This is a genomic window from Roseivivax jejudonensis (genome assembly GCF_900172265.1).
Lineage (GTDB): Bacteria > Pseudomonadota > Alphaproteobacteria > Rhodobacterales > Rhodobacteraceae > Roseivivax > Roseivivax jejudonensis.
Genome location: NZ_FWFK01000002.1, coordinates 573,800 through 586,050 on the forward strand (window position 1 = coordinate 573,800; position 12,251 = coordinate 586,050).

At 66.2% G+C, this 12,251-nt stretch carries 4 protein-coding genes; 2 read left to right on the top strand and 2 right to left on the bottom strand.

The window, feature by feature from the left end:
• Nucleotides 1-303 precede the first annotated feature (303 nt).
• Nucleotides 304-5,250: a VCBS domain-containing protein gene (locus ROJ8625_RS07705; protein WP_159456739.1), complete on the bottom strand. Its 4,947-nt coding sequence runs from the start codon at nucleotides 5,248-5,250 to the stop codon at nucleotides 304-306.
• Nucleotides 5,251-5,498: 248 nt separating this feature from the next.
• A complete protein-coding gene (locus ROJ8625_RS07710; protein WP_085791281.1) occupies nucleotides 5,499-6,335 on the bottom strand; it encodes a hypothetical protein in 837 nt (278 codons plus the stop codon).
• 393 nt (nucleotides 6,336-6,728) lie between these two features.
• Here ROJ8625_RS07710 and ROJ8625_RS07715 point away from each other — a divergent pair, with 393 nt between their 5' ends.
• Nucleotides 6,729-7,865 (top strand): DegT/DnrJ/EryC1/StrS family aminotransferase, encoded by a 1,137-nt coding sequence (locus ROJ8625_RS07715; RefSeq protein ID WP_234984205.1) that lies wholly within the window; start codon nucleotides 6,729-6,731, stop codon nucleotides 7,863-7,865.
• 520 nt (nucleotides 7,866-8,385) lie between these two features.
• The gene (locus ROJ8625_RS07720; RefSeq protein WP_085791282.1) at nucleotides 8,386-12,204 is read left to right on the top strand and encodes a glycosyltransferase; all 3,819 of its coding nucleotides are present in this window, start codon (nucleotides 8,386-8,388) and stop codon (nucleotides 12,202-12,204) included.
• Nucleotides 12,205-12,251 lie beyond the last annotated feature (47 nt).

Below are 12,251 nucleotides of genomic sequence, written 5' to 3' on the forward strand. Positions count from 1 at the left end.
TGTGTCCGAGTGTAGAAAGCTCTCGGATTCGACACAAGAAGCAGGCGGAAAAGCGACGCATGATCCCGGTTTCCGGCCTCATGCGGAAACAGTAAGGACAAATTGCGACAATTGTTTCTTATTGTCTGACGGTCTTTGGCCGCGTGGGCCGGTCTCCCCGCCCGGGTCCGGCTGAACCGGACACGGGGGCCCCCGAGAACCGTTACGCCTCGGGACCGGGGGATGGACCGAAACGCACGGGGTTGGGAGAGACGGGAGCGCGGCGCCACCCCGCTCGGGGATGGCGCCGGGCTGCATTCGGTATCAGGCGACGTCGAACTCGAAGCCGGTCTGCTCGGTGTTCCAGCCCTCGAGCGGGAACTGGTCGTTGAAGAGCGTCGCGAGCGTCGCGTCCTCGATGAGCGGGATCGTTCCGCCGAGCAGGAAGCCGTCGTTCGGCATCGGATCGAAGGGCAGCGTCGGGATCAGGCCGCCCGGCACGTTGCCACCGTCGAACAGGCTGAACTGAACGTCGGGGAAGAAGTCCGACGTGACCCCGGCGGTGAAGCGCAACACTCCGAGGATCAGGTTCATGTCGAGTTCGAGCGAGGAGACGTGTTCGAACAGCGCCTCCATGTCGACCGAGATGTCGAGGATGTCCAGCATCCCGTCCATGTCGCCATCGGTATCGACGTCGAAGGTGGAGCCCTCCGGCACGTCCACGCTGATGTCGTCGCCGACGAAGACACCGTTGATGGTCGAGTTGTCCTCTAGCAGCAGCGTCATCGGCAGTTGGGTGATCTCCAGCGTGAAGTCCTGCACAGCGCTCAGGATACCCTGCAGGTCCACGTCGAGCAGATCCCAAGCGTATTCGAAGCTCGCCACGTTGATGCTTCCGACATCGCCGAAGTTCACGTTAAATCCGTCGCCCCCGGTTCCGCCGAGCTGCGGAAGCGGCGTGACTGTCGAGACGAACCCGTCCACGTCGATGGTCAGATCGACGAGCGTCTCATTGTCGCTGCCTTCAAGGATCGTGTTTGCCGGATTGACCGGGCTGCCAGTGGCACCGAAATCCGGATTCGTCAGGAGCAGCTCCTGGACGATGACGCCGTCGACCGGGATCGCGAACTCGTCACCGGGACTGACATCGAAGATGTTGAAGCCCGGCTCACCCAATTCTCCCGTTCCCAAGAGACTGGCGGTATCGATGTCGAAGACGGGCACGTTCGCACCGAATAGATCGAGCACGAGGTTCGCATCGAAATCGAGCACGAAGTCGAGGCCGAATTGTACGCCCGGCCCGTCGGTAACGAACGATGCGCCTCCGTCGACGCTATAAGCGGTCTCGAGCGTGAAGGTTTCGCCCTGCTCCACCTGCCGCGGTGTGTTGAAGACCACATCGACCGGGATCTCTGCATCGACTTCACCGCCATTGAGGAAGAAGTAGGGCTGTACGCCGATCTTGATGTCCGCGTTGCCCGAGGTGCTGACGCCCGGAACGGTGATGGGCCGCACGTTCAGGTCGATGTCTCCGCAGACGTCGTCCTGCCCAAAGAGGCCGGCAAAGAAGTCCACCACATCGCATCCGGCCTGGGCGAAAAACTCGGCGACATCGGCCAGACCTTCAAGCACGTCGCCGACTACACCTGCGGTCAGGGGGATGTCGGGGATGATCGTTGCGTTGAGGCTGAACTCCTCGTCGATGCCGAGGAACGGCAGGTCCGGCTCCAGGCTGAAGGCCGGGCCCGAGTTCCAGATGGACTGGTTCTGGGTGATGAAGGTGAGCCTGTCGCCGACGCTCAGGTCGTTGTCGTCCTCGCCCTCGATCGTCAGCGTGACCGTCTTCGGGGCCGACAGCTCGGTCTCGGACGGCGCCGTGGGGCTTTCGCCCACGCCGCTGTCGTCGCGCGCCTGATACTGGAAGGTGACCGTGCGGCTCTCTCCCTCCTCGAGGTGCTGGAAGTCGTCCTCGGGGTCGAAGGTGAAGGTGCCGTCACCGTTGTTGTAGAGCTTGCCGTATTCGAAGCCCTCGTTGTCGACGGTCTGGTAGACGCCCGGCGCGATCTCGGTCAGGCCGAGGACCTCGAAGGTGTGGGTGTCGTTCACGTCGTCGTCGGTCACCTCGAAGTTGTAGGTGTTGGGCTCGGTAGTCAGCTCTTCGAAGCCGGTGCCCGGTCCGCCGTCGATGTCGCCGTCGCTGTCGTCCTCGGAGAGGGTGAAGGCCAGGTCCTCGGCCACCGGCTGGTCGTTGGTGCCGGTGACGGTGACGTCGACGATGTCGCTGTCCGACGCGTTATGCGGGTCGGTGACCGACACGGTGTAGGACCAGGTGATGGTCTCGCCCTCGCGCAGGAAGTCGAGATCCTCGGTCACCGGACCGTACTGGAAGATCTCGGTGTCCGGCGTCTCCTGGTCGGGCAGGAAGGTGCCGTCGAGGCCGTTTCCGTCCTCCAGCCGGTCCGCGAGACCGGCCTCCAAGGGACCACCCGACCACGCGATGTCCTCGTTACTCTCGATCAGGATGTCGAGCGTGTCGTTGTAGTCGAGATCGTCGTGCGTGAAGAGGCGGAACTCTTCAAGGGTCTGCGCAGAGGCGTCGCTGTCCTCGGTGAACAGGATCGACTGTTCGGCGGCGACCGTCGGCACGTCGTTGGTGCCGGTGATCTGGAAGGTGATCTCCTGCGTGGTGACGCCGTCGTCGCAATCCTCGGCGGTGACGATGTAGGACCAGGTGATGGTCTCGTCCTTCGCCAGGAAGTCGAGCGCCGCGGTGAGGTCGTAGGTCCACGGGATCGTGTCCGGCGGCACCGCGAACTCGACGCCGGTGTCGAAGCCGTCGAGGATCTGTTGTGCAAGAGTCGGGTCGATCACGGCCAGGTCGCCGTCCGACCAGACCGGCGCGCCGGTGTCCTCGAAGGTGATGGTCACGAGGTCGGTCGAGTCGATGTCGTCGAAGCTGACCGTGCCCTCCTGATCGATCACCTGCGCCGAGGCGTCGATGTCCTCGATCACCTCGGTCGAGGGCGAGACCTCGAGCGTCGGCGGGGTCGAGGCCGGCGCGTCGAGGATCAGCTGCATCGGCAGGATCCGCGGATTGGCGTCGAGATCCGGCACCGGATCGAGCAGCACGTTCACGTCGGTGGTGACGTAGCGCGCCGCCAGGATCTGCTGGGTGACGTTGATCGTGGTGTCGCCGATCACCTGGTCCGACAGCGGCTTGTGCTGCCGCTCGACCTCGGGAAGCTCGGCCTCCCAGCCGGTCACGGGCGTGTCGGGCGTGCATTCGGGCAGGGTGATGCACTTGTCGCCGAAGACGACGAAGCCCTTGCCCTCGCCGGTTTCCGGATCGTAGTCGGTGATGAAGTCCTCGAGCGCCTGGGAGCTCGGGTTGAAGTCCGGATCGCTGCCGTCGAGGCCCGACACGACGAGCGCCGCGTCCTCGACCCGGATCGTGCCGGTCTCGACGTTCTCGTTCTCGGCCAGCGCGGTGGTGATGATCAGGTCGTCGCCGTCGAACGCCACGTTCTTGATCTGCAGCCCGGTGTGGAGCTGGATCACGTCCTGGTTCGTCTCGGGGCGGAAGTCGGTGATCGTGTCGTTGTCGTGGAAGAGCAGCGCGCCCTCGCCCTCGTCGTCGCAATCGCCGTCGCCGTTGAGATCGAGGTCGTATCCGAAGGTGAAGGTGTCGGCGTCGCCGCCACCGGTCATCTCGTCGTCGCCGTCGCCCATCGGCTGTTCGACCACGAGCGGCACGAGATCATCGTCGTCGCGCTCGGGCATCAGCCCGTAGCCGCCGCTGACGATGCAGTCGTTGTCCTTGCCGCCGTCGAGCGTGTCGTTGCCGAGCCCGCCGAGAAGCGTGTCGTCGCCGCCACCGGACTGGCCCTCGTCGCCCATGACGAGGTCGTTGCCGTCGTTGCCGTAGAGCAGGTCGTCGCCGCGGCCGCCGTCGATGGTGTCGTTGGCCGCGCCGCCGTCGATCGAGTCGTCGCCGTTGCCGCCGTCGAGGCTGTCGCGGCCGGCGTCGCCGGCGATGCAGTCATGGCCGTTTTCGCCATCGACGGTGTCGCTGCCGCCTCCGCCGGAGATAACGTCGTTCTGGTTGCCGCCTAGGATCGAATCGTTGCCGGCCGCGCCGCTCAGGTGGTCGTTGCCGTCGCCACCGTCGAGCGTGTCGTTGCCCTGGTCACCGGAGATCGTGTCGTTGCCGGTGTCGCCGGACAGCGAGTCGTTGTCCTCGTTGCCGTTGATCTGGTCGTCGTCCTCGCCGCCATAGACGGTGTCGTTGCCGAGCCCGCCGCGGATCAGGTCGCTGGCCTCGCCAAGCGCCGGATTGATCAGCTCGTCGCTGTTGTTGAAGATCGGCACGTTGTCACCGTAGATGACATCGTCGCCATCGCCGCCGTCGAGGCAGTCGGCGTTGTCGTTGCCCTCGATGATGTCGTTGTGGATACCGCCATCGATCGAGTCGTCGCCCGAGCCGCCGGTCAGGTAGTCGTTGCCGTGCTCGCCGAAGATCAGGTCGTCGCCGCGGTCGCCGGCCATCGCGTCGTCGCCGCAGCTGCCGGCCATCGAGTCGTTGCCGTTCCAGCCGCTGACCACGTCGTTGCCGGAATTGGCCAGGATCAGGTCATGGCCGTTGCCGCCGTTGATGAAGTCGTGGCCGGCATTGCCAGCGAGCGTGTCGTCCTGCGAGCCGCCGTAGATGGTGTCGTCGCCGTCACCGCCCGAGACCACGTCGTCGCCGGATCCGCCGAAGATCGAATCGTTGCCGAGCTGGCCGGCCAGCTGGTCGTTGTTCCATCCGCCGCGCAGCGTGTCGCGGCCATTGCCGCCGGTGACGAAGTCGTTGCCCATGCCGCCGTTGGCATGGTCGTTGCCGTCGCCGCCGATGACGATGTCGTGGCCGTTCTGGCCGGTGATGTCGTCGTTGCCGCCGGCCCCGATGACGATGTCGTTGCCGCCGCCGCCGTCGAGCAGGTCGTTGCCCTGGGGAACGTCGTTGGGATTGTCGCCGAGCAGGGCGTCGTTGCCGTTGCCGCCGTGCATCGAATCGTTGCCGCCGTCACCGCGCAGGTAGTCGCGGCCGCCGTTGCCGAAGATCACGTTGGCGCCGTCATTGCCGTCGGCAAAGTCGTTGCCGCCGCCCATCTTGGCCTTGTTGACGTTCGGAAAGTCGTCGAAGTCGACGTTGTCCGAGCCCGGAGAGGTCTGTCCAGCCGGCAGTGGCGCACTGAAGAGACCGTTGTAGATCTGGTTCCAATTCGGCATAGCAATATCGCCGCCAGAAGGCGTCGTCCCCCGTTTGAAAAGTCTCTGGTCCGGCGCGAACGACATGCCCCACGCCAAAATAACTCCGTCGCGCCATGGTTTTCTGGCGGACGGACATGTCTCCATTAGATTGAATAAAAAATTAGAAATCTGCCTCTATATGGCGGTTGCGCGCCTGCTATGGCGCGGAAGCGGAGCGGAAAAACACTGTTTCCGTCCCGGAACCGGAACCGGAGCCGTGAGCGCGGTCAGCCCGGCGCGGACCACAGCCGGACGGTATCGGGAAACCGCTCGGCGCAGACCGCATAGACCGACGCGTAATGGCGTCGGATTTCCGCCCGCAACGCCGGCGGCAGCACCGCGTCGGTCCGGGTCGCGTTGGCGCGCCGCCCGAGCGCGTCCGGCCGGCAGGACACGCCGAGAAAGCGGCTCAGCCGGGCCAGTTCCGCCTCGGTGAAGAGAGTCTCGTAAAGGCCGTAGAAGACGGCCCCGGGTGCGAAGACCGTCTCGATCGCCTCGATCGTTCGATCGTAGCGCGTGCGCAGCGCGACGTCGGGCGCTCGGTAGGCTGCGGCGACCTGGTCGGGCTCGGGGGGCAGGGCGGACAGGTCGCCGCCCTGGTTGGCGACGAAGCGGCGCTCCATTCGCACCGCGCTCCAGATCCGCTCGACCGGGTCGCGCATCAGGAACACGACGCGGATCTCGAAGCCCGCCGCCTCGAGCGTGTCGCGGATCCGCGCGAGCGTCGCGGCGCTCAGCGCGCCGTAGCTCGGGGTCAGGTCGCCGGTGAGCGCCGCGCCGGTCCGCGTCACAAGCGCGCGGAAATGGCGTGCATAGGCGCCCTCGACATTCTGCATCTCGTGGCGCAGCCGGAGCATGGGCAGGCGCGGGCTGTCGGGCTTGCGCCGGAAGGTCGCCTCGGTCACCCGGAAGCGCGAGAACATCTCGGGATCCTCGATCACGTCCCAGACATGCCGCTCCTTGATTCCGTCGAAGGCGGCGCCCGCCTCGACGAGATAATGGTAGAGCCAGCTGGTGCCCGCCTTCTGCGCGCCGAGCCCGAGGACGAAGACCGGACGGGTCATGATCCGCTTTCGATGAAATCTGCCGGAGCCCGGACCCCATCACGCCGGCCCCGCGAAGGAAAGCCCGGCGGGCGCGCGCAACTATAAATTAACATAACCTTCCTTCTGCGCCCAAACCATGACGGTCGACCACCCTTTGTGCTCCAAAGGTCCCGACATCGCTGGACTGGCCCCATTCGACCGGACAACCGGGCATGGCCATGGAGGCTCAGGCATATCCCTGAGATAGAGATCATCACCGATGGTGGCCGTCGGCGCCGCAGGTCCGCGCGCGAGAAGATACGGCTCGTTGAGGAGACGCTGGAGGAAGGCACCTGCATCGGGGGCAAGACCGCCGGGCACAGGTTGCGCGCCGCTCTATCTCTGATCGGATTCCTTGAATAAGGCTTGAAAATGGCACCACTTTACGTCGCTCGTCCCCTGCTGCCGTCGATGGCCGATCTCAACGATCTGCTTGCAGGCGTTTGGGAGAGCAAAATGGTCACGAACGAAGGGCCTCTCCACGACAGGCTTGAACACGCGCTCGCCGACAAGCTCGGTGTGCCGATGGCCAAGGTGTTCAGTTCCGGCACATCGGCGCTTCAATGCGCGCTCTTGAGCCTCGAACTGCCGGTCGGGGCAGAGGTCATCACGACACCCCTGACGTTTCCCGCGACAGCTCATGCGATCACGGCGCTTGGGCTGAAACCCGTCTTCGCCGATATAGACCCGGAAACCCTGACACTGGATCCCTCCGCGGTCGAACGCGCCATCACGCCCCATACCGCGGCGGTGATCGGCGTACATGTCTACGGAACGATCTGCGATGTCGAAAGACTGCAGCGGATTTGCGACAGACATGACCTCAGGCTGGTTTTCGACGCCGCGCACGCGTTTGCATCGGAAAAGGCGCGCGAAAAGATTGCCTGCATGGGAGACATGAGCGTCTTCTCGATGCATGCGACAAAGCTCTTCAACACCATAGAGGGTGGCTTGGTCACCTCGAACAATTCAGCCTGGGGCGAGCGTTTGTCGCTATCGCGCAATTTCGGCATCGCGTCCGAGGAAAGTGTTCAGTCGGTCGGCATCAACGGCAAGATGAGCGAGCTGCACGCAGCCGTGGGGTTACTGAATCTCGAGCTTTTCGAAGAAGAGAGGGCCATCCGCCGTGGCCTGCGCGCCCGCTACGACTTGGTTCTACAGCGCTTTCCGGGTCTGAAAAAACAGCTGTATCAGCCGGACGTATATCAGTCCGAGCAATATTACATGCTGAGGGTCGATCCGGACGCGTTCGGATCGACGCGGGACGACGTGTGCCACCGCCTCAAGGAGCGCGAGATCATTGCACGGCGATACTTCTGGCCGATTTGCACTGACTACGATTGCTACCGAAATTATCCGATCACAAGCCTTCAAGCCGTACCTGTCGCTGAGCAAGTCAAGACAACCTTGCTTTGCCTTCCCTTCCATTCTGGCGTCACGAACGCGCACATCGAGACAATTGCGAGTGTCTTCGAGGACCTGCACGCCGGGGTCACGATCGCGGTTTGATTGGCATGTCTTTGGGGACGCGCACCCGATGACCCTGCGACACTCGCTCATGGTCGCAAGACGCATCGGCACAGTGCTCGCGCCCAGTTCCGATCCTGACAACGCGTACGGTGGCCGTTGTGCTTTGCTCCCTGAAGACTGGACCGCTTGACGCTGGAGTTTTCGGCTACGCTTTCCTGGCTGGGAGAGGAGCGGAGGCGCAGAAGGCATTCTTGCCGAAGCAGGGCGAGGAAGGCCCGCCGGTCGCGGAGACCTGCCGCAAGGCCGGCATCGGCCAGGCGACCGACGTCAATCGCACGGAGCGATACGGAGGGCTGCTGTCGGTCGAGACGAGTTCCGGCGCCGGGTCGCGCGGAACGCAAGCGCGCGACCGACCGTTTACGTTAGTTGCAGGGTCGGGTACGGACCGCCAACTCCTGCCGGGTCCCCATCGGCGGCGCGCAGCCCCGGTGACGCGGCCCGGAGTTCGACATTTCCCGCCGGCCCCGCCTGCATCCCCGTTCGCCATCAAGGGATCTTCATGTCCGCACATCCGTCCCGCGACGATCACGGCTTCGCACTCTACCGGCGCTTTCTCGACCTCCTGGCGATCCGCCAGGCCGATGCCACGCCCGAGGCGGCGGACGACTTTCGCGCCTGGCTGCTGAGCCGGCGGACCGCACCGCACCGGATCGGGTTCCGCCGCGCCAATCTCGAGACCGGATTCTCGCGGAACATGGCCGAGATCTTCCCGGAACTCGTCGCGGTCGACGAGCCCGGCATCGACGACCGCCTGCCGACGCTGATGTACGGCGCGATCCTCGACACGCGCGGGGCGTCGCATGCCAGCGCGGTCCAGTTGATGCCGCACGTCGTCCCGGACGAGCACGTCACCTTCTTCGAGATGGGCTTTCTCGCCTCCGCGACCAGCTGGTCGGAATCGCTCGCCGCGCGCGACCCGTCGATGGCCTGTCTCGGCTACGTCTACGACGACAAGGCGCAGTTCTTCATGGCCGATTACCCCAACCGGCTGACCGACCGGCTGAACGGCGACCACGCGCCCTCCGCCGAGGAGCGGGCGCGGGCAGAGCGGGTGATCGACCGGATCGTGGCGGCGCGCATCTCCAAGTACAATTCGCAGCCCTTCTTCCGGCCGCCGGTGTCGCCGGGCCACGCGCGCCGGGTGCTGGTGGTCGACCAGAACCATTCCGACGCCTCGACCTTCTACGGGCGCGCCAGTCCCGAAGATTTCGCCGCGATGCTCGATGCGGCGGTGGACGAGAACCCCGACGCCGAGATCCTGGTCAAGACGCACCCGGACCTGAACTGGACGCGCTCGGGCCGGCGCGGCTACTTCGACCACCTGCAATCGTCCGGGCGGGTCCGGCTGATCCGCGACAACCTCAACCCGTTCCAGCTCTTCGACCTTGTCGACACCGTCTATGTCGGAACCAGCGGGATGGGGCTCGAGGCGCTGCTCGCCGGCAAGCGCGTGGTCTGCTTCGGGGCACCGTTCTATGCCGGGTGGGGCCTGACCGACGACCGGCGCCCGGTGCCGCACCGGCACCGCACGCGCGACCTGCTCGATCTCTTCCACACCTTCTACATCTGGTACACGATCTATGCCCTTCCGGGCGGCGGCGGCCCGGCCGAGATCGAGGACGTGCTCGACTTCATCGAGGAGCACCGCCCCGTAGCACCCCTGCCCGCCGAGGCTCCGGCCGATCCGATGGTGTCGATCGTGGTCCCGGTCCACGGCGTGGAGGCGTATGTCGCCGACTGCCTCGCCTCGATCCAGCGCCAGAGCCTGCGCGACTTCGAGGTCATCGCGATCGACGACGTGAGCCCGGACCGGTCGGCCGAGATCGTCGCCGCCTACGCCGCCGACGATCCGCGCATCACGCTGCTGCGCCGGACCGAGAACGCCGGTCCCGGCTTCGTGCGCAACCAGGGGATCGAGGCCGCACGCGGGCGCTACGTGCTCTTCATCGATCCCGACGACATCATGCCCGATCCCGGCCATCTCGAGCGCATCGTCGCGATGGCCGAGGCGGACGCGGCGGACATGGTCCGGTTCCGCAAGCGCACCGAGCAGATCGAGGACGAGACCGGCGCCGTCGTCGGCCGGCGCGAGGACAAGACCGAGCGGCAGTTCCCCGAGGAAGTCCGCGGCACGCGGCTGGCCGCGTTCCCGCAGATCGCGCATTCCCGGCATTTCTGGAACTGGCTCTACCGGCGCGACTTCCTCGACCGGAACGCGATCCGGTTCCGCACCGCCTATCGCGAGGAGCGGGCCTTTCTCGTGCAGGCCTACATGGCCGACCCGGTGTTCTCGGTCTGCGACAGCGACGGCGTCACCTACCGGATCCGGCAGAGCTCGGCGATGCGGCGCGCGCAGACAATGCGGGACGTGATCGACCAGCTCGACAATTTCGACACGGTGGTGCGGCTCCTGGCGGAGCGGGGCGCCTTCGCGCCCGGCGCCGAGGCCGGGTGGTTCGCGCGCTTCCAAGTATCGCAGTTCCTGCACTACCTGTTCTTCGGATTCGCCTACAAGACCGCCTGCGCCGAGGGCGGGCAGGCCGAGTTCCTCGACCGCTTGGCGGGCACGCTCGACCTCGCGGGTCTCGGGCCCGACGACCTCGTCAGCGACCCAGTACAGCTGTCGGTGCCGCATCTGCGGGCCTCGGCCTACGGGTTGATGCTTGCGGCGGTCCGGGCCCGGCGGCCGCACTACGTCGAGACCGCGCTGCGGCTGGCGCGGGTGCCGGCGCACGATCTCTGGCGCGAGTTCCAGCAGGTACCGGCCGACGACCGCACAACGATGTTCCAGGTGGCGCTCGGCACCTACGCGCGCAACGAGCGGGTCGAGACGCCGCCCGCGCCGGCGACGGTCCGGGCGAAGAAGCCGCGGATCGTGCTGCATCTCGGCGCGAGCAAGACCGGCAGCACCGCGCTGCAGCACCGGATGGACCGCAACCGCGCCGCGCTTCTGCGCGCCGGCATCTGGTTTCCGGAGACGCATCTCTACTGGCAGAAGGATCGCCCCCACAAGCAGGGTGGCCACGGCCCGCTGCTCGCGGCGGCCAATACCGGCGCGCCGCAGTTCCGCGCCCATCTAGAGGCCGGGATCGCGCATTTTGGCGAGGCGCTGCACACCATCGTGCTGAGCAGCGAGGGCTTCTTCCTCGACCGCCGGACCTACGATCTGGCGCGCTATCTCGACGACTACGAGATCGAGGCCATCGTCTACCTGCGCCGCCAGGACGCCTGGGCGAACGCACAGTACAGCGAGTTCGCCTCGGGCGGCACCGTCGTCAACCGCGTCGCCTCGCCGGTCGGGGACTGGCTCGCCGAGCCGCGCACGCGCGGCTGGCTCGACTACGCGCGCTTTTTGTCGAAGTGGTCCGATCTTGTTGGCCGCGAGAACCTGACGGTGCGGATCTACGACCGCCCCCGGCTCGTCGACGGCGACCTGACGGCCGATTTCGCGGAGGCCGCCGGGCTGCCCGCGCTCCTGGAGAGCACACCCGTCGACGCGCACCTCGGCAACGCCGCGCGGCTGTCGGGCAGCCACGTGGAGCTTCTGCGGATCTACAACGGACGGCGTTTCAACGGCGCGGGTCCCTATCTCAACTTCATCGAGGAGGCGGGGCGCGCGCTGGTCGCGTGGCGCGCGGAGCGGGATCTGCCGATGCCGCGACCCTGGGTCCTGTCGGAGACGCGGGTCGCCGAGATCCTCGACGCGACGGCGGAAGGCAACCGCTGGATCGGCCGGACGTTCTTCGGCACCGACGCCGATCCGTTTCCCGAAGAGCCCGCCGGCGAGCCCGGTCCGCCGCTGCATCCCGAGGAGCTCGCGCTCGTCGAACGGATCTATCGCGAGGTGGGCTACTTCGCGGTGCCGAAGGCCGAACCGGTCCCGGCGGCGCGCGCCGAGGCGGCCGATGAGGCCGAGCGCCCGGCAATCGAGGACCACGGCCCCTTCGCATGGCGGCGCTGGCTGCTCACCCCGGCGATCCGGGCGGGATACCGGGCGCGGACCGGCCGGGCGCTGCCCGAGACATTCGAGGACGATCCGGCGGGCTTTGTCCGGCAGCGTTGGTCCGGGCGCTGGGCGCGACTGGTCGCGCGGCTCTATTCCGAGCCCACGGATCTTACAGCGGTAGATCCCGTGGATCTGCGCATCCGCCTGCTGCGGCCATTGGCACGGCGCAAGGGTGGAGACGCCTACGTTGACCTGCTCGAGCGCGACCCGGTGCAGTTTGCCCGAACGGTGCGGAACCCCGCGCTGCGCGCCGCCTTCCGACTGGTCTTCCCCCGCGGCGAGCTGGCGCGCCGCAGTAACGCGCTAGGTTAAAGCTTAGTTTTCCGCTCGCGCGCTGGGCGCAGATGTCTTCCTGCGCG